The sequence below is a fragment of the Bradyrhizobium sp. 1(2017) genome (assembly GCF_011602485.2).
In the GTDB taxonomy this organism is placed as follows: domain Bacteria; phylum Pseudomonadota; class Alphaproteobacteria; order Rhizobiales; family Xanthobacteraceae; genus Bradyrhizobium.
The window spans coordinates 2,077,185-2,100,121 of the sequence record NZ_CP050022.2; the positions used below are offsets into that span (position 1 = coordinate 2,077,185).

The following is a 22,937-nucleotide window of genomic DNA, read 5'->3' on the forward strand; positions in this document are numbered from 1 at the left end:
AGAGGTCACGAACACTTGTGCATCGCGACATCGGGCGCAAGGGCGGAACCATATGGAAAGTGCAAGCGAGCTGCGCGGCAAGGACCGCGCAGCATAATTCGTGTGCAATTTCGGCCGTGACAGCAGAATTCCGCTACGTGGCCATGCGATCCGGCAAATCAGTTCGCGCCGAGGAAATCGCGCTTGCCGATCTCGACGCCGTTGTGGCGTAGAATGCCGTGGGCGGTCGTGGCGTGGAAATAGAAGTTCGGAAGCGAGAACGCGCTCAGGAATTGCTGGCCGTTCATCGTAGTGGTTTTGTTGGGACCGGACGGAAAGGTGACGTCCTTTGTCTCCGCGCCTTCGAACTGCTCGGGCTTGAACGACTTCACGTAGTCGATTGTCCTGGCCAGCCGCTGCTTCAGTTCGGCAAAGCTCGTCTCGGTGTCGGGGTTGGACGGCACTTCGCTATGGGTCAGCCGGGCGCAGCCCTTGGCGGCGAAATCGCTGACGAGCTGGATCTGCTTCGACAGCGGCAGCATGTCCGGGAAGAGGCGAGAGCCAAGCAAGACGCTCGGATCGATCTTTCTGGCCGCGCAATGCGCCTCGGCCTTGGTGAGCAGGCCGGTGAGGCTGTTCAGCATTTGCAGATAGGCGGGGACGGCCGCGTCGTAGAAGGACATGTGATGCTCGCTTGTGATGAGGAAATCTCAGGAGAAAACCTGAGTCACTCACATGGGAGTCTCATGGAAAAATACAATCGCGGAAAGCGGCTTGTGCGATGCGAAAATTCTACTTCGTCACCCTTCGTTGTCATCGCCGCCACATCTTCGCATGACTACGCGTGGCGCTTCTACCGCACCGTCGCCTGTGGCTGAACCTGCGCCGTGCCGCCGCGCATCCGGGCGAGCAGCTCGGCGGTCGGCCAGGAATCGGCCGGCAGGCCGTACTTGATCTGCATCGCCTTCACCGCCGTGCGGCTCAATTGCCCCATCACGCCATCGACCTTGCCGACATTGAAGCCGGCGCGGACGAGGTGCTGCTGCAATTCCTTCAGTTCGTTGAGCGGCAGTTGCACAACCGGCACGGCGGACTGCCGCATCGGCGCGGCGCCGGCGATGCGGCTGGCGAGATAGGCGGCGGTGGTCGAATAGATCAGCGAGTTGTTCCACTCGGTGTAAGCCGCGAAATTGGCATAGGCGAGGAACGCTGGCCCGGTGCGACCCATCGGCAACAGCAGCGAGGCGGGCAGGTCGTCGTTCGGCAGCGGCCGGCCATCGGGATAGGTGACGCCGAGTTGCGCGAATTTCGCGCGCGGCAGCTTGATCGTCAGGTCGGCCTGGTCCCACGGAAAGTTCGTGGGCGCGCGCACTTCCTGCAGCCATGGCTCGCCACGCCGCCACTTCAGTCCGGTGGCGATGTAGTTCGCGGTCGAGCCGATCACGTCGGGCGCGCTGCGCAACAGGTCGCGATGGCCGTCGCCGTCATAATCCACCGCATAGTTGAAATAATGCGTGGGCAAGAACTGCGTCTGCCCGAGCTCGCCCGCCCAGGAGCCGATCATCTCGGATGGTGAGAGATCGCCGCGGTCGATGATCTTGAGCGCCGCGATGGTTTCCTTCTGAAACATCTCGGAGCGGCGGCAATCATAGGCCAACGACACCAACGACGGCAGCGTATGCAGCTTGCCGAGCTCGGCGCCAAAGCTGCTCTCCAGTCCCCAGAACGCGGCGATGACCGCCGGCGGCACGCCATATTCCTTCTCGGCGCGGGCGAACGCCGCCGCATGCATCTTGATGCGCGCCTGCGCGTTCCTGGCCGCGCCCTCCGAAGCCCGGTTGCGTGAGAATTCAGTGAACACCTGGCCGAACACGCGCTGGCCGCGGTCGCGGTTGACGATGCTCTGGTCGTAGGTGAGGTATGGCGCAGCCTCGGCGAGCGCACGCTGCGACACCCCCTCGGCGACCGCCTGCTGCTTCACGTCGGCCAGGAAGCGATCGAAGCTCGCGCCGTTGTGGCAGGAGGCCGCGCGCGGCGAGGGGGCGGCGGCTTTCGGCGCTGCGGGCCTTGCGGGAGGCGGAAGCATTTGGGCGAAGGCGGTGGCGGTGCATGCGAGGAGCGCGACGGCCGCGATCATTAATCGGGTCTGGACCATGGGGTTCCGGCGGGGAGAACGGGCGTGGATTCGACCGAAGTCTAGGTGAAGTGACGGCCTCAGGCCATCCCCACCCTGCGTTCGCCACTGATCCGGTCTGGAGGACGATAGGTTGCCCGCCTTGGTGCGTAGGGCATGTGTTCGGACATCAAGCGCTTGGCCCGGTTGGATCAAACCCGCCGAATCGGGGTTGACCTGTCGAACCCGCTATTGAAAGGCGCGTCCCCATGGCCGAGTTGGCTCCGGCGTCGTCGCAACGAACACCGGCCGTGCGAGCCGCGTCCTCGCCCATGCTCACAGCCGGCGGCATCGTCCTGGCCATCGGAGCCCTCTATCTCGGCCGGGAAATCTTCGTTCCTTTTGCTCTCGCGATCCTGCTGAGCTTCGTTCTCACGCCTTTGGTCAATTGGCTGAGACGTTCGAAAGTGCCCCGCATTGCAGCGGTACTGATCGCCGTTTCCATTGCTTTTATCGTCGTCGCGGGGGTCGCCTTGGTCGTTGGACGCCAACTGGTCCAGCTCGCCAGCAACCTTCCCAATTATCAGACCACCATCACCGAGAAGATCCGTTCGTTGCAGACCTCCGCGCCAGGCGGCGGTGTCCTCGACGCCGTCACCACGACGATGCAGGATCTCGGCAGGGAGATCTCGGGAGACGAGAAAAAGTCGGGCAGCGTGCCGTCCCGTCTTGGCGCCGGTGGTGAGAGCCGGGAGCCTGTCACCGTGCGGTTGGAGCCGCCACAGCCGAGACCGCTGGAGGTCATTCGCTCTGTCATTGGTCCCCTGCTGGCGCCGCTTGCGACGTCCGGGCTGGTGGTCATTTTCGTGATCTTCGTGCTGCTCGAGCGCGAAGATCTGCGCGATCGATTCATCAAACTGGCGGGAGCCGGTGACCTTCAGAAGAGCACTCAGGCCATCAACGATGCTGCGTCGCGGGTCAGCCGTTATCTGCTGATGCAGCTCGTCGTTAATCTGACTTACGGGGTGCCGATCGGTGTTGCACTCTACTTTGTCGGCGTACCGAACGCGATTCTTTGGGGCCTGCTCGCAGCGGTACTCCGGTTCATTCCCTATCTCGGTCCTTTTCTGGCGGCGATCTTTCCTGCTGCCCTGGCCATCGCCGTCGATCCAGGCTGGACGATGCTGTTCTGGGTCGTCGGTCTGTTCCTCACGGCTGAACTCGTCAGCAACAATGTCATCGAGCCTTGGCTCTACGGGTCCAGCACCGGACTGTCATCCCTTGCGATCATCATCGCCGCGATCTTCTGGACGATGCTGTGGGGACCGGTCGGGCTATTTCTGGCGACACCTCTGACCGTCTGCCTCGTCGTCATCGGGCGCTACGTCCCGCAGTTGGAGTTCTTGGGCATTCTTCTTGGCAGCGACCCCGTGCTCGCGCCGGAGGAGCAACTCTACCAGCGGCTATTGGCCGGCAACCTGGAGGAGGCGGTTGAATTTGCCGAGAACTATGTCGACGAGTATTCCTCGTGCGAGCTGTACGATAACGTCGGCATTCCAGCGTTGCGCCTGGCGGAGAACGATCGTCAGCGCAGCAGCGTCGATATCAACTACCGGCGCCTCGTCGCAGATACGGCGATCTCGGTTGTGCGGGAAGTTGACGACCATATCCGCGAGACTCCGCCTGCAGTGGAAGATGGAAATCGGACGGCGCAGCGACCATGCGTCCTCTGTCTCGCGGGACGCATGGAGCTCGATCATGCAGCGGCGGAGATGCTCGCGCAGGTGCTTGAGGAACGCAACATCGGCGCCAAGGTCTTGCCGCCGATCGTGGTCAGTCGGGGAGCATTGGAGCAACTTGATCTGCAGGGGGTCGACGTGGTGTGCCTGTCCTACTTTCACCCGCAGCCGCAGGTCTATGCCCGCTATGTCTTTCGTCGCCTGCGCCGTCGAGCTCCCCAGGTCAAGCTTGCCGTCTGCTGCTGGAATTTGATCGCCGGAACGGACCAGACGGGAGAGCTCAAGACTCAGACGGCTGCCGACGCGGCGTTCGCCTCCCTCCGAGCTTGCGTCGAGCAGGTTGAAGCATGGGTCGGTCGCGCGGCAGCGCTCGGCGATACGCCCCAGCTCACGGCCGACGCCGAACGTGCGCAGCTCGCCGCGCTGCGCGACCTCGGCTTGGACGCATCGAAACGCCAGGACCTGGACGAGGCGTCCCGAAAGGTCGCACAGGCCTTCAACGTTCCGATCGCGCTGGTGACCTTGGTCGATAATATGCAGCCAGCCGCCGCTGACAGCCGCGCCCAGGACGCTCAAGCAGGCCTGCAGGGCAATCACGAGGGCTCCCTCGACGCGCATGTGATCGCTGCAGACGATATGCTGGTTTCGGAGGATGTCACCGGGGACCCGCGCTTCGCTGATGATCCGCATGTGCTGGAAAGGGGGATTCGCTTCTACGCCGGAGTTCCGCTACGGACTTCATCCGGTCATGTTGTTGGTTGCCTTTGTGTCATCGATACTCAGCCGCGGGAGTTCACTGACCGAGATCGTGACCGCCTGAAGGAGATGGCGAACCAATTGATGGTCGATATCCAGAGCACCCAAGCGACGACGGGCGTCGATACGGATAGCTTGAGAGAGGCGCATCCCGCGCCCTAGCGGAGAGGAAGCCGACATTGCCGCTATGATCGCGTGGCGCTAGCCGAACAGCCGCATCAACAGCGCCTTGCCGACCGGGAGCGCCCTGACACCGCGATAGGCGCGGACGTATTCGCCGGCATAGAACGCCCGGATCGCATGGACGCGCGTGTCCATGCCTTCCTCAAACCGCACGGCAAATCCATCCATGGTCCGGCGTACCACGATCGCCGCGATCGCGCGGCCATAGATCTGGCACTCGATGGTGCTTCCAAGTGCCGGCGGATCGGGGTCGATCAGCCGCGCGCCGGTGATGGAGATGTCGGCGAGCCGCGCGAGATGCGACCTGCCGTCCTGGCGCAGCAGAACCGGCTCGTTGCGACTGAAGCGCTCCGCCTTTCGCTTGCGCGGCTGCTCGATGCAGACGAAGCAGACCACGGTGAGGATGAATGCGTTGTAGAAGCTCCAAGCGAGCGCCAGTCCGCCATAGGCGATGTTCTCGCCGCGCTGCTGCAGGATGAAGGCATAGGCGATGGACGCGAGGGTGATGAAGAGTGCGCAGCCATAGATTCGCAGCAGCGGCCATTCGACAAATCGCCTGTCGCGGTCGCCGCCCTTCGCGGTGACCTTGAACTTGTGTCCCTTCGGCTTCAACAGGCCGGCGGCAACCGCCTTGAGCACGGCGGGCGCGGCGATGAGCTGCGAGACGTCCGTCATCATCGCGAGCGAGCGGCCGCGCGACAGCCAGGCCATGCTGAGGCCGTGCCAGATGTAGAAGGGCAAAAAGACGCGCAATAGCTCGGTGAGGTCGGCCTGCACCGCCTTGATGCCGAACAGCAGGAACAGCCATGGCACCACGAGGCCCGCCACCTTCGATGTGTAAACCGCAGACCAGCTCATGAAGGCGTCGACCAGCGAGAGCCGGTCGATGAGGGACAATTTGGAGTCGCGCGAGAACGGTCCGCTGCGCCCGCGTACGATCTGCATGAAGCCGAGGCACCAGCGGGCGCGCTGCGTGATGTATTCCTTCAGCCCTTCCGGCGCGAGCCCGATCGTCAGGCGCTCGTTGAGATAGATCGTGTTGAGCCCGTATTCCTTCAGGCGCAGCGTCACGAGGTAGTCTTCCGTCACCGAGTCGGTCGGAAACCCGCCGATCTGCATCAGCCCGGCATAGCGGATCAGGGACGAGGTGCCGCAGCAGAACGCGACACCCCAGGCGTCCTTGGCCGGCATCAGGATGTCGAAGAAAAAGCGTTGCTCGTCGGGCCACACGTCGGTCGCGGCGAGGTTGGTCTGGATCGGGTCGGGATTGATGAAGTGCTGCGGCGTCTGCACCACGCCAACCGAAGCATCGTCCATGAGCGAGACGGTGCGCGCGAGGAAGTCGGGCCGCGGCACGAAGTCCGCATCGAGAATGGCGACGAATACCGGCCGCTCCGGCAGCGCGCCGACATGCTTGAGTGCATGATTGATGTTGCCGGCTTTGGCGTGGTGGTTGTCGGGCCGCGTCAGATAATGGCAGCCGAGCTCGCCGGAAAGCCGTCGCAGCCAGGGCCGCCTTCCGTCGTCGAGCACCCAGACGCGGTAGTTGCCGTAGTCTATGCCGGTTGCGCCGATGATCGTGCGCTCGAGGATCCCGCGTTCCTCGTTGTAGGTGCAGATGAACACGTCGATCAGCGGCGCGCGCGGATCGGTGGCGCGGCCGTCGATCCGCGCCGCGCCGGTGCGGTCGCGCGTCCGGCTCAGGAACAGCAGGGACATTGTGACGGCAACGAGCGAGGCCGCTTCCAGCAGCATGAAGGGGTAGCCGATGGCGGCATCGACGGTCAGATGCGGCGGCGGGAGCGTCGAGGTGACCCGCCAATAGAGATAACGCAGCAGCAAGGCCACCGACACGATGGCCAGGAACGAGCGTGCCATCGTGCTGTCGCGCCTGAGCAGCGGCACGATCGTCATGAAGGCGCCGAGCGCGATCAGGCCGGGCGTCAGTGCCGTCGTCACGGGGCGGTCTCTTGCCGCGCAAACACGACGCGGCCGGTGCGCCCCACGGTGCACGCGCGGGCTGCGGCATCGCGCGAAGCCACGGTCACGCGATAGGGCTCCTTGCTGAGCGCATCCGGATTGATGGCGAGATTGGCGGGCGCGCCGGCGGCGCCGGTCAGGTTGACCACGGTGCCGGAGATCGGCTCGCCGCCGTCGTTCGGCTCGAAGGTGGCGCGATCGCCGAGCTGCAGGCGGTTGTAGACGCTCTCGGTGACGTTGGCGGTGATGACGGCGCCGCTGCAATCGAGCACCTTGAGCAGCGGCTGGCCGGCCTGCACGTCCTCGCCGGGCGAGGTCATCATCTCCCAGACACGGCCTGCGACCGGTGTCGTGATGTTGGCCTCGGTGAGATCGGCGAAGCGGACCTCCTCGACGATGATCTCGTTGGCGAGCCAGGCAATCTCGGTGTCGGTGCGGGCGAGATCGGCTTCGAGGTCGCCGGCACGCTGGCGCATCTCCTCCTCACGCTGCACCGAGCTTGGCCGGTCGTTGTAGCTGTCGCCGAGGAACGAGCCGTTCTGTGCCGCGGCGAGCTCGACCTTTGCCGCGTCCAGCCGCTTGCGCGCACCGAGCTCGGTCTGCTGCGACACCGAGAGCTCGCGCGTCAGCCGCGCCAGCTCGACGCTCGAGACGTTGCCGGATTTCGCCAGCGAGGAAGCGCGTTCGACGGCGGCACTGGCCTCGTCCCGCCGCGCGGCCGCCGCCTCGATCGAGGTCTGGATCTCGGCGATGCGCGCCTCGAGCTGGAGCACGCGCCCGTCGCGGAATTGCGCGGCCTGCCGCGCCAGGTCCTTTTGCGCGGCCTGGGCCGAGGCGAGCTTCGCCGCAAGGCTCGGCCGCTCGTTCTCCAGGCGCGATTTCTGCCGCCGGAGATCGTCGAGCCGGGTCCGATCGCCGCGCGGGTTGAAGACGCGCAGAACGACGGTCCCGGCCTCGAGCTTGGCCTGGTCGGGGACGCGTTGGGCGGCCGCGACGCGGCCACCGATGGGTGTGCGCAAGGTGACGAGGCGGGAATTCAGCACGGCCTCGACGCTCGAATTCTCCCAGATCGCGCGCAGCGGCAGCCAGCCGAACACGGCGACGATGGCGAGCCCGATCGCGACCTTGGCGCCGCGCCGCAGACGTGGCCAGCGGCGCCCCGGTTCCTGCCCGGTCTGCGTCTCGGCGGCATGGCCGGACTCGTCATTGGCGAACAGGTGCTCGTGCAGAGCGTCCTGCAAACCCTTCGCATCAGTCCCGGTGCTCTGAGGGGAGGGAGCGGGTGAAGAGTCGACGGAAGCGGCGCTCGAGCGGTCTACCATGACGGTCACCTTGCTGACGGGAGGCCAACGGAACCGGTCAATGCACAAGGGCCGTGCCGCGTGCCCGGTTACCGCGAGTTATGCCGAAATCGCGCTTTCCAGGTTGCTAAGCCCCCAAGTGTGTTTTTGCGCAAATCCCGGTCAAGCTTTAGCGGCTGGCGCAAGGCTGGCTGCTCCGCCGGTGTCTGCGGCCCCACGACGCACGATCCTTGCAGTGGCCGGCCGCATTCATACTTCGAGGGAGCCGGCCAGAGGTTTGCCCGCGGCCGCCCCAGGAGACGGCCATGAACTATTTTCGTACCGCAATGCTGCTCGCAGGCCTCACCGCCCTGTTCATGGGCGTGGGCTATTTGATCGGCGGTGCCTCGGGCGCCATGATTGCGCTCGTCATTGCCGCCGCAACCAATCTCTTCACCTACTGGAACTCGGACCGCATGGTGCTGTCGATGTACGGCGCCCATCAGGTCGACCGTGCCAGCGCGCCGGAGCTGGTCGGGCTCGTCGCCGAGCTTGCGGGGCGCGCCTCGCTGCCCATGCCGCGCGTGTTCGTGATGGACGAGGTCCAGCCCAACGCGTTCGCGACCGGCCGCAATCCCGAGAATGCCGCGGTCGCCGTCACCACCGGCCTGATGAACCAGCTGAGCCGCGAGGAGCTCGCCGGCGTGATCGCGCACGAGCTCGCGCATATCAAGAATCACGACACGCTGCTGATGACGATCACCGCGACCATCGCGGGCGCGATCTCCATGATTGCCCAGTTCGGCATGTTCTTCGGCGGTGGCAATCGCGAGAACAACAATGGTCTCGGCATCGTCGGCTCGATCCTGATGATGATTCTCGCCCCGCTCGGCGCCATGCTGGTGCAGATGGCGATCAGCCGCACCCGCGAATATGCCGCCGACGATCTCGGCGGACGCATCGTGGGACAGCCGATGTGGCTGGCCTCGGCGCTGGTCAAGATCGAGGGCGCCGCGCATCAGGTGCCGAACTACGAGGCGGAGCGGAATCCTGCAACCGCGCACATGTTCATCATCAATCCGCTGTCGGGTCATGGCGTGGACAATCTCTTCGCCACCCATCCCTCGACCCAGAACCGCATCGCGGCGCTCCAGCAGCTCGCGGCCGAGCTCGGCGGGCGGGCGGCGCCGTCGGTCGGCGCCAACGAGAACTATCCGCCGCGTAGCCCTTGGGGGCACTCCTCGTCGCGTGGTCCTTCACGTGGTCCTTGGGGCTGATGCGGAACCGGCTCGAATAAGCGCCCGGCTTTGTGACTTGGCGCACACTGGATCGCCGGAGGCGGTGCTAACACCTCGGCGAGACCATTTCTTCGAAAGGGGATGGGTGGCCGGCCCGGTGCCGGCCGCCGTCGAAGATGACCAAAGCCGTGGTGTCATTGCTGATCGTGCTGTGCGTGCTCATCGGGCTGTCCACGCACATGGTCGTCAATTGCGGCGACGAGGACGATCCCGATATCTGCTCGGCCGTGATCGGCTTCTCGCCGCTGCGCGGCTCGCTGATCGCCTTTGCCTATGAGGGGCGTGGGCGGATCGCGCTGCGCCACGGCGACTTCAAGCGTGCGATCGCCGATTTCGACGCGGCCATCCAGCTCAATCCCAACCGCGGCTCGCTCTATCGCGACCGGGCGCTTGCGCGCCGGCAGAATGGCGATCTGGAGCTTGCGGTTGCGGATTACGACGAGGCGATCGCGCATGATCCCAAGCGCGCCGCACCCTATCACCAGCGCGGTCTTGCGCTCGCCGCCATGGGCGATCTCGACCGCGCCATCCTGAGCTATAACACGGCGGTCCGTCTCGATCCCTCGGATGCGCAGGCCCGCCTCGACCGCGGCCTGGCCTTCCTCGCCCGCGGCCAGACCGATGACGCACGCGCCGATCTGGAGGCCGCGCTGGCGCTGCCGCCAGGCAAGGATGCCGGCACCCGCGATGCGGCACGAGCCAAGCTCTCTGAGCTCGCCACCGCCGAGCCGACCCAGCTCGCCGCACCGAGAAGGTGAGGGGGCTCCCTCCGCGAGACCGGAATCGTAGGGTGGGCAAAGGCGCGTTTGCGCCGTGCCCGCCATCCATCCAACGCTGCAACAGAAGTGGTGAGCACGCTGCGCTTTGCCCACCCTACGAAACTCACTTCTTGGCTTTCGCCTTCTTCGCCTTGGCAGCCTTCTTGGCCGGCTTTTCGTCCTTTGCTTTCTTCACCGGCTTGGTCGCGACCGGCGCGCTGGCGGCGAGGCGCATGGCGCGGGCGTAGCTGTCGGCGACGTTGTCGGCGGACATCTGCAGCCGCTTGGCGGCGGCGCTGGCCTGCTCCAGGGTGGCCTTGGCCAGCATCTTGAAGCGGTCGCCGGTCTCCTTGCCCTTGGCCTTGGCCGCGAGGCCGTTGAAGCGATCCCGCCGCTCCTTGGCGCGGGTCATCAGGCCCGTATGCAGCTGTCTGGCCAGTTGCCGGATCACGACATCCAGGTCGGCGTCCGCCATGTTGTTCTATCCTCTCCGAAAACGGTATCGATGCGGGCGGGACTATGCAGATCGGGCCCCGCCTTGGCAATTGCCGGCTGCGCGTCATCCGCAGCTTCCGGCCTAAAACAAAAAAGCCGCGCATTTCGCGCGGCTCTGTTGTGGTTTGACGCGGGAGCGGCGGCGCCGGCCTCACTTCAGCGAGGCAACCGGACCGCTTGCTGATGCCGGGTCGGGATCGAAGCCGAACACGCCGACCAGGTATTTGTAATAGTCGGGCATCTTCTCCTTGAGCGCCTCGCGCGACTTCGGATCGTGGAATTCGCTTTTCCCGGCCAGGAAGATGCTCGCGGTCACGGCAAAGAACTCCATGGGATTCTTCATCGCATAGGATTCCTTGGGCAACAGGTCTTTGGACTTGGCCAGGGCAAAATAGGCGATCACGCCCTTGTTGGCGTACCCGTCCGGCAACAGCCGCGCGTGATAGGCGTGCAGGAGCTCGTGCAGCAGCACTGCCTCCTTCTCGTAACGCATCATGTCCGGCCGCAGCATGATCACGCCGAGGCCCGAATCGACCGCAAGGTCGATCGCATTGGGATTGGTCCAGCGCTGCTTGTTGGGGTCCCAGACCGTCAGCGTCCGGGGAGCACTGCGCTGAATGTCCGGCGTGGCCCGGCCGTAGCACGCGGTCGCGGCGCCTTCGTCGAGGCAGGCCAGCTCGCTCGCGACGATCGGAACGGTATGGAAGAAGCGCAGCACGCGCGGCGACAGGCCGACGCTTTCGACGACGTCGATCTGGCTCTTCAGATTGTTGGTGAGCTTGTCGCCATCCTTGCGGTCGGAATTTTCCGACAGGTCGAACATGTAGCCGCGATAGCTCTGGAAGCCTGGCGGCAGCGGCTGCGTGGCCTCGGTGGACGGATCGAGCGACCCGGCAATGGCTGGATTGGCGAAGAGCGCGCCGACGACGGTCGCTGTGAGCAGCAACGCAATGCGCATGATGAACCCCCTGATCTCACATCGCCCGGCAGGATAGGCCACCGTTGTTTGCGAAACGTGAGTAGGGCAAGACTAAGGCAGCGATGTTGAGGCGTGCTTAATCCCAGGTTGCAGTTCACGGCGGCGGATTAGGGCGGGGTTAACCACGTGGATCGGCGGCGCACTTCGGCGTAACATTCGCTCCGGGCACCAGGCCCGACAGTCCAGATAGCCGGAAGGAGGATGCCATGTATGCCGCCATCCGTCAGGCCAAGGCGAAAAGCGGGAGTGCGGAGGAGCTGGCGCGCCGCATCAAGGACGGCGCCGTTCCGATCATCAGCGATGTCGACGGTTTCCGCGCCTATTACGTCGTCTATGCCGGCGATGACACCGTGACTGCGATCTCGATCTTCGACAAGTTCGAGCAGGCGGAGGAGGCGAACCGGCGCGCAATCGCCTGGATCGAGAAGGAGCTCGCGCCGCTGCTCGCCGGGCATGCGAGCGCGGCGGCCGGGCCGGTGATCGTGCATACGCTGGCGTGAGGGTGGCGCGAACTCTCTCCTCGCGTCGTCCCGGCGAAGGCCGGGACCCATACCGCGTGATCTTTCGGAGAATGGCGGTCTTCGTACCGAAGCATGTGCAACGACGATCCTCCGCCAAACCTCTCCCTGTGGCTATGGGTCCCGGCCTTCGCCGGGACGACAGCGAGGGTGTAGCGTAGGCCTACCGCCAAACGCTGCCTCACAACTCCCGCGCATTCGAGAACGCGAAACTCGACACCCGCCGCGTGGTCTCGTCCAGGATCAGCGTGCGCGTGATCGGCGGCTCGGCGCGCTGGGCGCAGTTTTCGCGCTCGCAGAGGCGGCAGTTGACGCCGATCGGCGTGCCCTCGGTCTTCTCCAGGTCGATGCCTGCGGCGTAGGTCAGGCGGGCGGCGTGGCGGATCTCGCAGCCGAGGCCGATGGCGAAGCGCGGCTGCGGCAGCGGATGCGGCGCGACGGGGCGGCGCACCATCTGCGCGATCGAGAAATAGCGCGTGCCGTCGGGCAGCTCGATGACCTGCTTGAGCATGCGGTCCGGCGTGTCGAAGGTCGAGTGCACGTTCCACAAGGGGCAGGTGCCGCCGAATTTCGAGAACGGGAAGGTGCCGGAGGAGAAACGTTTGGAGACGTTGCCGGCATTGTCGACGCGGAGCAGGAAGAACGGAATGCCGCGTGCGTTCGGGCGCTGCAGCGTGGTGAGGCGATGGCAGACCTGCTCGAAGCCGGAGTTGAAGCGCTGCGACAGCACGTGGATGTCATAGTTCAGCGCCTCCGCTGCGGCGAGGAAAGCCGGATAGGGCATCATCACGGCGGCCGCGAAGTAATTGCCGAGCGTGATGCGGAACAGCCGGCGCGGCGCATCGTCGAGCGGGCCGGCGCGGCCGATGATGGTCTCCAGGGCTTGCGTGCATTCGCCGAGGCCGAGCTGGAAGGCGAGCTGGAATGCGCGCCCGGGCGGGTCGACCAGCTCGGAGATCAGGAGCTGGCGGCGGTGGCGGTCGAACCGGCGGAGCGTCTCGCGCATGACATCGACGGGCATGATGCGGGTTTGGATCGAGTGCTTTTCGCGCAAGCGCGCGGCCAGCGCCGCATAGAGCCCTTCGGCCGGCACGTTCAACTCGTCGCGAAGAGTCTCCGCGGCCTGCTCCAGCTCCGGAAAATAGTTGCGATTGGCCTCGATCAGCTCGCGCACGCGCTCGACCGGATTGGCCTCATAGCGCGTTCCGACGTCGCGGTCGGCCATCTGGGCCGCCGCCAGCGTCTCGCCCTGACGGGCCTCGGTATAGGCGGCGTAGAGCCGTTGCAGCGCATGGGTGACGCCCGGGCAGAGCTCGGCGAGGTCGCGCAGTTCCTGCTTGGGAACGTCGATCTGGCGGAACAAGGGGTCGGAGAAGATCTCGTTGAGCTCGGCGAAGAAACGGTCCTCGTCGGCGGTGGCGAGGTCGCGCAAATCAAGGTCGTAGGTCTCCGCCAGCCGCAGCAGGATCTGCGCCGTCACCGGGCGCTGGTTGCGCTCGATCAGGTTGACGTAGCTCGGCGAGATCCCGAGACCCTCGGCGATCTGGGTCTGCGACAGGCCCAATTGCTGCCGGATGCGCCGGAAGCGCGGGCCGACAAAGAGTTTCTTGCCGGATTCGGCGGGCATTTCCAGTATCTCCTGGGCATAAGGGACAGTCTGGCTGACCTTTATATTTTACAGAATTTACAAATTAACATCTATTACATGTTCTGATGTTACATGACATCACCATTAAAAAACAAGCCGTCTATCCTAAGTTTCCATTTTCGCGTTTAGCTCCTGACACGCATTTCGCAATGCATTGTCAAGAATGTCGATGGCAACCATCGTCATCGTCAGCGAAAGGATTAGCACATGAACTACCAGCCCCGTGGCATCAGCACCCTTCAGGGCCCGGCCTCGTATCAGGACGAGGTCAAGGCGGCCCAGGCGCTCCTCGAGACCAAGCCGACCTGGAACGGGGTGTCGGCCGAGGCCGTCGCGCGCATGCGCCTGCAGAACCGCTTCAAGACCGGCCTCGACGTTGCCCGCTACACCGCGGCGCTGATGCGGGCCGACATGGCGGCCTATGACAACGATCCGACCAAGTACACCCAGTCGCTGGGCTGCTGGCACGGCTTCATCGCCCAGCAGAAGCTGATCTCGGTCAAGAAGCACTTCGGCGGCAAGACCGATCGCACCTACCTGTATCTGTCGGGCTGGATGATCGCGGCGCTGCGCTCCGAGTTCGGCCCGCTGCCTGACCAGTCGATGCACGAGAAGACCTCGGTGCCGGCGTTGATCGAGGAGCTCTACACCTTCCTGCGCCAGGCCGATTCGCGCGAACTGAACGACACCTTCCGTCTCCTCGACAAGGCGCGCAAGGAAGGCGACAGCACCCGCGAGAAGGAGCTGATCGAGAAGATCGACAACTTCCAGACCCACGTCGTCCCCGTCATCGCCGACATCGACGCGGGTTTTGGCAACGCCGAGGCGACCTATCTGCTCGCCAAGAAGATGATCGAGGCGGGCGCCTGCGCGCTCCAGATCGAGAACCAGGTCTCGGACGAGAAGCAGTGCGGTCACCAGGACGGCAAGGTCACCGTGCCGCATGAGGTGTTCATCGCGAAGATCCGTGCCTGCCGCCACGCTTTCCTCGAGCTCGGCGTCGAAGACGGCATCATCGTCACCCGCACCGACTCGCTCGGCGCCGGCCTCACGCAGCAGATCGCCGTCAGCCACAAGCCGGGCGACATCGGCGATCAGTACAACAGCTTCCTGGATTGCGAGGAAGTGACCGCGGAGAACGCCCGCAACGGCGACGTCATCATCAACCGCAACGGCAAGATGATGCGTCCGAAGCGGCTGCCCTCGAACCTCTACCAGTTCCGTCCCGGCACGGGCGAAGACCGCTGCGTGCTCGACAGCATCACCTCGCTGCAGAACGGTGCCGACCTGCTGTGGATCGAGACCGAGAAGCCGCATATCGAGCAGATCGCCAAGATGGTCGACCGCATCCGCAAGGTCATTCCGAACGCCAAGCTCGCCTACAACAACTCGCCGTCGTTCAACTGGACCATCAATTTCCGTTGGCAGGTCTACGACGCGATGAAGGAAGCCGGCAAGGATGTCAGCAAGTACAACCGTGCCGAGCTGATGAAGCCGGAATACGACGATACGCCGCTGGCGATCGAAGCCGATGAGCGCATCCGGACCTTCCAGGCGGATTCGGCCAAGCGCGCCGGCATCTTCCACCACCTGATCACGCTGCCGACCTATCACACGGCCGCGCTGTCCACCGACAACCTCGCCAAGGAGTATTTCGGCGAGCAAGGCATGCTCGGCTACGTCAAGAACGTGCAACGCCAGGAGATCCGTCAGGGCATCGCCTGCGCCAAGCACCAGAACATGGCCGGCTCCGACATCGGCGACGACCACAAGGAGTACTTCGCGGGCGAAGCCGCCCTGAAGGCAGGCGGCGCCCACAACACGATGAACCAGTTCGGCTAACGGCGGATCGGACCGGTCTGGAAGCCTGATGGGAATCCAGACCGGTCACGCACCTCAACAGGAGACTGACAATGACCAAAGGCAGCAATTTCTGGGTGATCGGCGGCGAGTTCGGTTCGATGAACTTCCACAAGCTCGTGGAAGGCTCGGCCCAGGTCAAAGGCCCGTTCAAGACCCGCAAGGAAGCCGAGGACTGCTGGCGCGAGGTCTCGGAAGAGAGCCGCCACAAGGCCGGTGTCCGTTTCTCCATCGTCGAAGAGCCGTCGCGGGTCTCGGCCTGACGCACTGAATCAAGAAAACGTCCAAGGACGGATGGTCCCATCCAGGCTCTGCCTGGGTGGGATCGTCTGTTTTTGACACAGGTGAAACGTCTGTGGGTGTCGTAAGTATCTGGAATTGCGGACCCTTTGCGGGCGCTGTGGTTGCTGATAGGTTAACCATGGTGTTTGAGCACGAGGCCGACAATGTCAGAGCCCGAAACCAGCGAGATCCATCCCAGCCAGCCGCGTCCGGTGCGGCTGCGCGATGCGCTGTTGCGCGCCCGGATCGAGGCCGCCGACCGGACCGGCGTGGTCGTCGATCTCAGGGACGCCGAGGTGGCGCGGCTCGAGATCCTCAACGACGCGCTCGATGCGCTGTTCGCGCAGGTGCCTGACAAGGTCGACCTGTTCGACCGCGGCATCAGCCAGGGCGATACGCCGAGACTCTGGATCGACGTCGTCGCCCACGTGATGATGGGGCGCGACAAGCGCATGTACCGCTTCGTCCAGGACACCCGCTTCGGCCGCATCGTGCTCGCCGAATCGCACGACACCGCTGTCATCGTCGAGGCCGTTACCGACTATGTCGCGCGCCGCATGATCGAGCGCGAGCACGCGATGGTGGTCCCGCCGGAACAGCAAGCCGCGGCCACCGAGCCGCCGCGCCGCTCGCGCTTCTGGCCGTTCGTGTTCGGGTTCATTGTCGGTGCTGCCGCCCTGTTCGGCGTCGCCGTGGTCGCGGCCCTGCGGAGCTGGTGAGTTTCTCTTCACCGTCATTCCGGAGCATGCGAAGCATGAGTCCGGAATCCATCGGGCCACAGCGCGTGCAGTTGAATGCATTGCAGGCTCGCGCTGCCGCGCATCCCGGAATGACGGCCACTAAATCAACCGCACATGCTTGATCTGCCCGACCTGAAATCCAGCGCCCAGGCTCCGCACCGTCTGATCGCAGCGCCAGCCGGCATTGTCCTTCTCGATTCTGAGCAGGTTATACGCGGCCGCCGGGTAGCGTCCGTGCGCGAGCGCAGAGGCGGAGGGCACGCCGAGCGCGGGAATGTTGCCGTTCGGACCCTCGAACCACATCGTCGAATGGATGTGGTCGTGCCCGTGCAGGATCAGCTCGACGCCGTGGCGCTTCAGGAGTGCCAGCAGCGCGGACGCGTCCGTCATCCGCTTCTGGCGCGCGGCCGATTTGAGCGGATGGTGCACCAGCAGCACGCGGAAGACGTCTTCAGTCGCGAGCCGTTCGAGCACTTCGGCGAGGGCGGCGAGCTGATCGCGCCCGAGCGTGCCCGTCGCCATCAGCGGCAGGGTCGGCACCGCCGTGGACAGGCTGATCAGCGCGAGCGGGCCGCGCCGGCGCACGGCGGGAAAGACCGGGCCACCCGGCGTGTCCGCGGCGATGTAGTGCAGGAAGGTCTCGCCGAAGCGATGACGCGTCGCGCTGACATAGGCGTCGTGATTGCCGGGGATCGCGGTGACGCGGTCGGGCGTGCCGACGCTTTCGAGCCAGGCCAGGGCCGGCGCGAACTCGGCCTCCAGCGCCAAATTGACGAGATCGCCGGTCACTGCGATGTGGTCGGGCGACTGGACCTTGATGTCGGCGACCAGCGCGTCGAGCACCTCGCGGCGCTGGTATTTGTACCGATTGCGCGTCCAGTTGACGTAGCCGAGCGCGCGCTTGCCGGCGAGCTCGATCAGCCGCGGCTTCGGCAAGGGCGGCAGATGCGGATCGGACAGATGGGCGAGCGTGAAGGGGACCATGGCGCGCGATTGCCTCGCTATTGCTCCGCTGTAATGGCAAGGTCGCGAGGAACGTGCAAGCAGGGCCTGAAACGTGGCGTCAAGGAAGCCTGATGGGGGAACGTCTGAACCGTCTGCGACAGAAGGCCGAGCCGCTGCTGCGGCGGGTCTTCCACGCCTATTTTCTGCTCGTCCGCGGCATGACGCTCGGCGTCCGCGCCGTGGTGCTCGACCCCGAGAATCGGGTGTTTCTGGTCAAGCACAGCTACGTCAGCGGCTGGTATCTCCCCGGCGGCGGCGTCGACTTCGGCGAGACCATGGAGGGGGCGCTGCGGCGCGAGCTCAAGGAGGAGGGCGACATCGATCTGGTCGGAGATGCTGTGCTGCATGGCATCTTCCTCAACGACCATGTCTCCCGCCGCGATCACGTCGCGGTCTACGTGGTCAGGCAGTTCAGCCAGGACCGTCTCCCGGAGCCCAACCGCGAGATCATCGAATGCGGGTTCTTCGCGATCACCGCGCTGCCGGAGGGCACCACGCCCGGCACGCGGCTGCGGATCGCGGAAGTGCTGGGCGGCCGGGCTCCGATTGCGACGTGGCGGTGAGATTTCAATGCAAAGCCGCGATGGGGCGGAAGGAACTTCCTTTTCTCGCGGGCTTGGTGTGCTAGGAAGAATGCCGCATGGGGCAAAGCAACTTCATCCCGAGACTTGAATCTCTTCGCGGTGTGGCTGCCGTTCTGGTCGCCGTCTACCATTGCGGCGTCATGTACTTGCAATACCCGGCGTCGGGGTCTTCGCGACTCTATTTCGCGTTCGCCAATGGTCTTGGCTGCGTCGTCGTTTTCTTCGTCATCAGCGGATTTGTTCTCGCCCGAAGCCTGGACAGAGCCGATTCCATTTCCTTCGTGTCATTTGCCAGGAACAGAGCCTTTCGTCTCTTGCCGGCATCCATAGCGGTCGTCGGCCTGCTCACGTTCCTTCATGAACGTTTTGGATTCTATGTTGGCTTTGAGGCTTCGTTTGCACCAATCAACGTCTTGCTCAACATGCTTCTCATCAAAAGCGACATCAATGGCGTGATGTGGTCGCTGACGGTCGAGATTGCCGCGACCCCACTGATCTTCATGTCTGTCCGAGCATACAGGAAACACGGCAGGACACCTCTTCTCGCGGTTGCCGCCGTTCTGTTTGGCCTGTCCTTCGTCGGCCAGTATCGCGATCTCATTGGCGCGAATTTGGCCCCGCTTTATGCTTTCCTTGCAGGAATTCTCGTTCATTTTGAGGGACCGAAGATCGCGCGCTCCGTTTCCCCGCGAACTTCGATTTGGATTCCCGTCCTCGGCATAGCACTGTTCCTCGTGGCGGGCATGCTGAAGCAAGACGCCGGTCTGATGATCTTGATGGATTGCATCGGCGGAGCTTTGCTCGTGTTGGCGATTTCGCAATGGCCGCATCAGCGCATGATGAAACCGCTCGATTGGCCGCCGGTGCGCTTCTACGGTCGGATATCTTATAGCTTCTATTTGCTGCACATGCTCACGGTCGCGCCTGCGATAGCTCTGGGTGCTCGGTTGTTCGAGGACTTGAACCCCTGGACAACTGCGATGACCCTGTCGATGCTGACGATCCTCGCAGCGGCCGTGCCTGCGCTGGCCTGCTACAAGCTGATCGAAATTCCCGGGATGAACCTCGGTCGGCGGCTGGCCGGTCTGAATGGCTTGCGCAACCGAGCCATTGCGCAGTAACGGTCCTGTCTGTCCTCATGCCCGCGAGCGAAATTGGTTAAATCGATGGATCTGACCGAACCTTCTTCGAAAAGCGTAAGGCAAGTTGAGGCATTCCATCGGGTGACCGCGCCTGAACTCGAACTGACCGTTTTGATGCCTTGCCTCAATGAGGCCGAAACGCTGGCAGTCTGCGTTGCCAAGGCGCAGTCCTTTCTTCGCCGGGCCCAGATCGCGGGCGAGGTTTTGATTGCGGATAATGGCAGCACGGATAGTTCGCGGCACCTCGCTGAGGCCGGCGGCGCTCGGGTCATTGACGTCCCCATGCGTGGCTACGGCGCAGCCCTCCGTGCCGGTATCGCGGCGGCCCGCGGCCGCTACATCGTCATGGGAGACGCCGACGACAGTTATGATTTCTCACGCCTCGATGCATTCTTGGAACGCCTGCGGGCCGGTGATGATCTGGTGATGGGAAACAGGTTTCGCGGTGGCATAGAATCCGGCGCTATGCCCTTCCTTCATCGCTATCTCGGAAACCCCATCCTGAGCTGGTTGGGCCGTCTATTCTTTCGCACACCCCTCCGTGATTTTCATTGTGGCATGCGGGGCTTTTCCAGAGATCCAATTGCGAACCTGGACCTGCGCACCACGGGAATGGAGTTTGCGAGCGAGATGGTTGTTCGTGCGACCATCGTCGGGCTCAAAATCTCTGAAGTGCCGACCACGCTGTCGAAAGACGGCAGATCCCGTCCGCCCCATCTCAGAACGTGGCGCGACGGCTGGCGTCATCTGAAGTTCCTGCTGCTATATTCGCCGAGATGGCTGTTCTTCTATCCGGGCGCGCTTCTTGTTGCCGCGGGTACCGTTCTGAGCAGCATCCTCTTGTTCGGGCAGATCAGCATCGGTGGAATCGGCTTCGATATCCGGACGATGCTCGTCGCATGTACCTGCCTCATCGTGGGCATCCAGGGCATTTGTTTCGCAGCCATCGCCCGCAGTTTCGCCAAGGATATGAACCTTCTTCCGCCTTCCGAGAGATATGGCCGCATGCTCGAAGCCTGCACGCTCGAGTTCTTCGTATTCGGGGGGAGCGCGATCTTCGTGCTCGGGATCGCTGGCCTGATTACAGCTATCATCCAATGGAGCGAGGTGAATTTCGGACCGCTCGACGTATCGAGCCTGCTCCGCGTCGTAGCGCTTTCGACGACCGCGATCACCGTCGGAGCCCAATTGATATTCACCGGCTTCCTCGCGGGGCTGATGTCCATCAAGCACTCCTAGCGTCTGATGTCTGCGGTCCGGGTCACGGTGATTGGATGAAGTTTCTCAAAATAGCTTTCGGCCTGATCTGTGTTCTGATTCTCGCCAGCAACGTTCGTTCGATGTCGCATTGGACTGAAGCCCGCGGCGTATGGGACGACATATGCTATTTGCGCCAGGCGCACCTGTTTCAGCTCTATGGTATCGGCGGGCTGGATACGGATTTGTCACGGGATGAAGATCGCTTCCTGCAAGGTAAGCTGACGGAGATCGGCTTCCCCGAAGGACGTCTTGCACCATGCCATCCTCCGACGGCCAGCGGAAAATATGTAATGCAGTATCCGCCAGGTACCGGCTTCGTGCTCGCGCTGTTTCCACAGGGCTATCAGGTGGTGCCGCTATATGTCAGCGTCAATCTGATCGTCTGCGGATTTGCGTTGCTCGCCATCTTCTACGCGCGGTCGCTGTCGTCGGTGTTCGCGGCTGGCGTGTTTGGCGCCCTTACCGTCTACATGATGATCAACCCGGCGAAGGCCAGCTATTCCATCGCGCCCACGATGGCGCTCTGCGCCGTCGTGGGTTATCTGACTGCCCTGTGGCTTATAAAGACGAAAGACAGTGTTTGGCTCGTCCTGTTGATCGGTCTCCTGCTCGGATTGTCGGTCAATCTCAGGCTGCCAAACCTATTCCTGGTCGCAGGCTATGTCCTGTTCTTGGGCGTGGCCTTCCTCCGCTCGCGCACGGCAGCGACGTTCGTACGCGGATTGGTCTTTGGCCTCGCCTTTACCATCGGCATGGTTCCGACACTGGTCGCCAATGCCATCAATGCCGGCAGTCCGTTTGCGACCACCTATAGTTCCGACGATGCCACGGCCCCCGAAATCAATCTTGCGATCCTGAGCCAGTATCTGCACGATATGCAGTTCGTCCTGATCCTGCTCGCAGTCGGCTCGACCGCGTGGCTGCTGCTGACCGGCCGGGGCGGAGCACGGCAGGTCGCCCTCGTGGTCGGCGGCAATCTTCTCGTCAACCTCATATTCTTCGTTAGCCATCCGACGTTCACGCCCTATTACGTCGTTCCCATCACTATGCTCTCATTGTGGAGCGTGTGTTTCGCTCTCGCGCTGCAACCTGCTGAATCTGCGGAGCAGACCCGGCTCGCCCAGGCGGCACGCACGTGAGGGGGCAGCACAGCTCGATGGACCTTACTGCGCGCAGATGCTACTCCGCCGGTTGACATGAACGATCTCTCACTGACCATCCTTCCCGAGGCCGCCGGCGACGCCCAGGCGGTCGAGCGGCTGCACGAGCGCACCTTCGGTCCCGGCCGCTTCGTGCTCAGCGCCTATCGGATTCGCGAGCACGTGGACCATCTGCTCGAATTGTCCTTCACCGCCCGCATCGGCACGCTGCTGGTCGGCTCCGTCAGGCAATTGCCGATCCTGATCGGCGACACGCCCGCGTTGCTGCTCGGGCCGCTCACCGTCGAGCCGCCGTTCCGCGACCGCGGCATCGGCCGCCTCCTGATGGAGCGCGCGCTGAAGGACGCCAAGGCAAAGGGCCACGCCATCGTGATCCTGGTCGGCGACGAGCCCTATTACAGCCGCGTCGGCTTCAAGCCGGTGCCGAAGGGCCGCATCACCATGCCGGGCCCGGTCGACGCCGCCCGCATCCTGGTGTTCGAGCTCGTCGACGGCGCCTTCGAGGGCGTGTCGGGGCAGGTAGGCCCCGACTGGAGCAAGGCGCGGGCGGGGTAACTCGCAGCCCGGGTGAGCGAAGCGAAATCCGGGAAACCTGTCGCCCCAGATGCATTGCCCCCGATGTCGCTTCGCTCATCCGGGCTACGACGCTCTCAGACGGAGTATCGCCAATGCAGGTGCGGCCCGCTGATATGGCTGAGATCGATCATCTCGCACGGCTGTGGCACGACGTCTGGCATGAATCGCACGCGACGCTTGCCCCACCTGAGTTGGTCCGCCTCCGCACGCTCTCGAGCTTTCGCGATCGGCTGGCGGTCATGCTTCCCGATGTCTGCGTCGTCGGCCCGGCCGGCGCGCCGCTCGGCTTGTGCGCCATCAGGGGTGACGAATTGTACCAGCTCTTCGTCTCGTCCCAAGCGCACGGGCTCGGTGTGGCCGCAGCGCTGATCGCCGATGCGGAGGCACGGCTCGCCGCGCGCGGAGTGGAGCTGGCCTGGCTGGCGTGTGCCGTCGACAATCATCGTGCCGCGCGGTTCTACGAGAAGAGCGGCTGGCGCATGGCCGGCCAGTTCGTGATGTTGTCGGAGACGTCGAACGGCCCGTTCCCCGTCGACCAGTGGCGCTTCGAGAAGCGGCTTGCGCAGAGCCCGTAGCCCGGATTTCGCTTCGCTCCATCCGGG

21 protein-coding genes are annotated in these 22,937 nt (G+C 63.9%); 13 read left to right on the plus strand and 8 right to left on the minus strand.

The annotated features are described in order from the left end of the window. Positions 1 to 158: 158 nt before the first annotated feature. Positions 159 to 662, minus strand: a complete 504-nt coding sequence (locus tag HAP40_RS09920) for a DUF1993 domain-containing protein (protein ID WP_166817976.1) — start codon at positions 660 to 662, stop codon at positions 159 to 161. Between the two features lie 170 nt (positions 663 to 832). Next, positions 833 to 2,134 (minus strand): lytic murein transglycosylase, encoded by a 1,302-nt coding sequence (locus HAP40_RS09925; protein ID WP_166817975.1) that lies wholly within the window; start codon positions 2,132 to 2,134, stop codon positions 833 to 835. A 227-nt stretch (positions 2,135 to 2,361) separates the two neighbouring features. Between HAP40_RS09925 and HAP40_RS09930 the strand changes: the two genes are divergently transcribed. After that, the gene (locus tag HAP40_RS09930; protein ID WP_166817974.1) at positions 2,362 to 4,749 is read left to right on the plus strand and encodes an AI-2E family transporter; all 2,388 of its coding nucleotides are present in this window, start codon (positions 2,362 to 2,364) and stop codon (positions 4,747 to 4,749) included. Positions 4,750 to 4,788: 39 nt separating this feature from the next. Here the strand turns inward: HAP40_RS09930 and HAP40_RS09935 are convergent, their stop codons facing one another. Further along, positions 4,789 to 6,729, minus strand: a complete 1,941-nt coding sequence (locus HAP40_RS09935; protein WP_166817973.1) for a glycosyltransferase — start codon at positions 6,727 to 6,729, stop codon at positions 4,789 to 4,791. Next, entirely contained in the window at positions 6,726 to 7,991 is a 1,266-nt protein-coding gene (locus HAP40_RS09940; RefSeq protein ID WP_246741134.1) for an HlyD family secretion protein, read from the minus strand. The genes HAP40_RS09935 and HAP40_RS09940 overlap by 4 nt, the downstream gene beginning before the upstream one ends. Positions 7,992 to 8,356: 365 nt before the next feature. On the opposite strand from HAP40_RS09940, the gene htpX reads away from it, so the two are divergent. Both htpX and HAP40_RS09950 read left to right on the plus strand, forming a co-directional pair. Further along, positions 8,357 to 9,307 (plus strand): zinc metalloprotease HtpX, encoded by a 951-nt coding sequence (gene htpX, locus HAP40_RS09945; RefSeq protein ID WP_166817971.1) that lies wholly within the window; start codon positions 8,357 to 8,359, stop codon positions 9,305 to 9,307. Positions 9,308 to 9,444: 137 nt separating this feature from the next. Next, entirely contained in the window at positions 9,445 to 10,086 is a 642-nt protein-coding gene (locus HAP40_RS09950; RefSeq protein WP_208024794.1) for a tetratricopeptide repeat protein, read from the plus strand. Between the two features lie 124 nt (positions 10,087 to 10,210). Here the strand turns inward: HAP40_RS09950 and HAP40_RS09955 are convergent, their stop codons facing one another. Both HAP40_RS09955 and HAP40_RS09960 read right to left on the minus strand, forming a co-directional pair. Then, positions 10,211 to 10,561 (minus strand): hypothetical protein, encoded by a 351-nt coding sequence (locus HAP40_RS09955; RefSeq protein ID WP_166817970.1) that lies wholly within the window; start codon positions 10,559 to 10,561, stop codon positions 10,211 to 10,213. Positions 10,562 to 10,732: 171 nt separating this feature from the next. Next, positions 10,733 to 11,539, minus strand: a complete 807-nt coding sequence (locus tag HAP40_RS09960) for a hypothetical protein (RefSeq protein ID WP_166817969.1) — start codon at positions 11,537 to 11,539, stop codon at positions 10,733 to 10,735. A gap of 227 nt (positions 11,540 to 11,766) precedes the next feature. On the opposite strand from HAP40_RS09960, the gene HAP40_RS09965 reads away from it, so the two are divergent. Further along, positions 11,767 to 12,060 carry an antibiotic biosynthesis monooxygenase gene (locus HAP40_RS09965; protein ID WP_008560970.1) on the plus strand — a complete coding sequence of 98 codons (294 nt, stop codon included), beginning with the start codon at positions 11,767 to 11,769 and terminating at the stop codon, positions 12,058 to 12,060. A 199-nt stretch (positions 12,061 to 12,259) separates the two neighbouring features. Here HAP40_RS09965 and HAP40_RS09970 read toward each other — a convergent pair whose 3' ends face one another. After that, on the minus strand, positions 12,260 to 13,705 hold the full coding sequence (locus HAP40_RS09970; RefSeq protein WP_166817968.1) for a helix-turn-helix domain-containing protein: 1,446 nt from the start codon (positions 13,703 to 13,705) through the stop codon (positions 12,260 to 12,262). Between the two features lie 228 nt (positions 13,706 to 13,933). On the opposite strand from HAP40_RS09970, the gene HAP40_RS09975 reads away from it, so the two are divergent. The 3 genes from HAP40_RS09975 (at position 13,934) to HAP40_RS09985 (ending at position 16,587) form a co-directional block, all read left to right on the plus strand. Next, positions 13,934 to 15,568: an isocitrate lyase gene (locus tag HAP40_RS09975; RefSeq protein WP_166817967.1), complete on the plus strand. Its 1,635-nt coding sequence runs from the start codon at positions 13,934 to 13,936 to the stop codon at positions 15,566 to 15,568. A gap of 71 nt (positions 15,569 to 15,639) precedes the next feature. After that, positions 15,640 to 15,849: a DUF4170 domain-containing protein gene (locus HAP40_RS09980; RefSeq protein WP_008560963.1), complete on the plus strand. Its 210-nt coding sequence runs from the start codon at positions 15,640 to 15,642 to the stop codon at positions 15,847 to 15,849. A 183-nt stretch (positions 15,850 to 16,032) separates the two neighbouring features. Beyond that, a complete protein-coding gene (locus HAP40_RS09985; protein WP_166817966.1) occupies positions 16,033 to 16,587 on the plus strand; it encodes a hypothetical protein in 555 nt (184 codons plus the stop codon). 120 nt (positions 16,588 to 16,707) lie between these two features. Here the strand turns inward: HAP40_RS09985 and HAP40_RS09990 are convergent, their stop codons facing one another. Continuing rightward, on the minus strand, positions 16,708 to 17,592 hold the full coding sequence (locus HAP40_RS09990) for a metallophosphoesterase family protein (RefSeq protein WP_166817965.1): 885 nt from the start codon (positions 17,590 to 17,592) through the stop codon (positions 16,708 to 16,710). A gap of 92 nt (positions 17,593 to 17,684) precedes the next feature. Between HAP40_RS09990 and HAP40_RS09995 the strand changes: the two genes are divergently transcribed. The 6 genes from HAP40_RS09995 (at position 17,685) to HAP40_RS10020 (ending at position 22,910) form a co-directional block, all read left to right on the plus strand. Next, a complete protein-coding gene (locus tag HAP40_RS09995; protein WP_166817964.1) occupies positions 17,685 to 18,176 on the plus strand; it encodes an NUDIX domain-containing protein in 492 nt (163 codons plus the stop codon). 77 nt (positions 18,177 to 18,253) lie between these two features. Continuing rightward, positions 18,254 to 19,318 carry an acyltransferase family protein gene (locus tag HAP40_RS10000; RefSeq protein WP_166817963.1) on the plus strand — a complete coding sequence of 355 codons (1,065 nt, stop codon included), beginning with the start codon at positions 18,254 to 18,256 and terminating at the stop codon, positions 19,316 to 19,318. A 45-nt stretch (positions 19,319 to 19,363) separates the two neighbouring features. Beyond that, positions 19,364 to 20,578, plus strand: a complete 1,215-nt coding sequence (locus HAP40_RS10005) for a glycosyltransferase family 2 protein (protein ID WP_166817962.1) — start codon at positions 19,364 to 19,366, stop codon at positions 20,576 to 20,578. Between the two features lie 35 nt (positions 20,579 to 20,613). After that, positions 20,614 to 21,738, plus strand: coding sequence for a hypothetical protein (locus HAP40_RS10010; RefSeq protein WP_166817961.1), 1,125 nt, complete (start codon positions 20,614 to 20,616; stop codon positions 21,736 to 21,738). A 57-nt stretch (positions 21,739 to 21,795) separates the two neighbouring features. After that, positions 21,796 to 22,314 carry a GNAT family N-acetyltransferase gene (locus tag HAP40_RS10015; protein ID WP_166817960.1) on the plus strand — a complete coding sequence of 173 codons (519 nt, stop codon included), beginning with the start codon at positions 21,796 to 21,798 and terminating at the stop codon, positions 22,312 to 22,314. Positions 22,315 to 22,427: 113 nt separating this feature from the next. Next, complete coding sequence (locus HAP40_RS10020; RefSeq protein ID WP_166817959.1) at positions 22,428 to 22,910, plus strand: GNAT family N-acetyltransferase; 483 nt, start codon at positions 22,428 to 22,430, stop codon at positions 22,908 to 22,910. The last annotated feature ends 27 nt before the right edge of the window (positions 22,911 to 22,937 follow it).

Excerpts from the sequence above, each read along its gene's own strand:
- HAP40_RS09990 (WP_166817965.1), bottom strand. The coding sequence starts at position 17,592 with ATGGTCCCCTTCACGCTCGCCCATCTGTCCGATCCGCATCTGCCGCCC.
- HAP40_RS10020 (WP_166817959.1), top strand. The coding sequence starts at position 22,428 with ATGCAGGTGCGGCCCGCTGATATGGCTGAGATCGATCATCTCGCACGG.
- HAP40_RS09980 (WP_008560963.1), top strand. The coding sequence starts at position 15,640 with ATGACCAAAGGCAGCAATTTCTGGGTGATCGGCGGCGAGTTCGGTTCG.
- HAP40_RS09920 (WP_166817976.1), bottom strand. The coding sequence starts at position 662 with ATGTCCTTCTACGACGCGGCCGTCCCCGCCTATCTGCAAATGCTGAAC.
- HAP40_RS09930 (WP_166817974.1), top strand. The coding sequence starts at position 2,362 with ATGGCCGAGTTGGCTCCGGCGTCGTCGCAACGAACACCGGCCGTGCGA.
- htpX (WP_166817971.1), top strand. The coding sequence starts at position 8,357 with ATGAACTATTTTCGTACCGCAATGCTGCTCGCAGGCCTCACCGCCCTG.
- HAP40_RS09985 (WP_166817966.1), top strand. The coding sequence starts at position 16,033 with ATGTCAGAGCCCGAAACCAGCGAGATCCATCCCAGCCAGCCGCGTCCG.
- HAP40_RS09960 (WP_166817969.1), bottom strand. The coding sequence starts at position 11,539 with ATGCGCATTGCGTTGCTGCTCACAGCGACCGTCGTCGGCGCGCTCTTC.
- HAP40_RS10010 (WP_166817961.1), top strand. The coding sequence starts at position 20,614 with ATGAAGTTTCTCAAAATAGCTTTCGGCCTGATCTGTGTTCTGATTCTC.
- HAP40_RS09965 (WP_008560970.1), top strand. The coding sequence starts at position 11,767 with ATGTATGCCGCCATCCGTCAGGCCAAGGCGAAAAGCGGGAGTGCGGAG.
- HAP40_RS09925 (WP_166817975.1), bottom strand. The coding sequence starts at position 2,134 with ATGGTCCAGACCCGATTAATGATCGCGGCCGTCGCGCTCCTCGCATGC.
- HAP40_RS09955 (WP_166817970.1), bottom strand. The coding sequence starts at position 10,561 with ATGGCGGACGCCGACCTGGATGTCGTGATCCGGCAACTGGCCAGACAG.
- HAP40_RS09975 (WP_166817967.1), top strand. The coding sequence starts at position 13,934 with ATGAACTACCAGCCCCGTGGCATCAGCACCCTTCAGGGCCCGGCCTCG.
- HAP40_RS10000 (WP_166817963.1), top strand. The coding sequence starts at position 18,254 with ATGGGGCAAAGCAACTTCATCCCGAGACTTGAATCTCTTCGCGGTGTG.
- HAP40_RS10005 (WP_166817962.1), top strand. The coding sequence starts at position 19,364 with ATGGATCTGACCGAACCTTCTTCGAAAAGCGTAAGGCAAGTTGAGGCA.
- HAP40_RS09970 (WP_166817968.1), bottom strand. The coding sequence starts at position 13,705 with ATGCCCGCCGAATCCGGCAAGAAACTCTTTGTCGGCCCGCGCTTCCGG.
- HAP40_RS10015 (WP_166817960.1), top strand. The coding sequence starts at position 21,796 with ATGAACGATCTCTCACTGACCATCCTTCCCGAGGCCGCCGGCGACGCC.
- HAP40_RS09995 (WP_166817964.1), top strand. The coding sequence starts at position 17,685 with ATGGGGGAACGTCTGAACCGTCTGCGACAGAAGGCCGAGCCGCTGCTG.
- HAP40_RS09950 (WP_208024794.1), top strand. The coding sequence starts at position 9,445 with ATGACCAAAGCCGTGGTGTCATTGCTGATCGTGCTGTGCGTGCTCATC.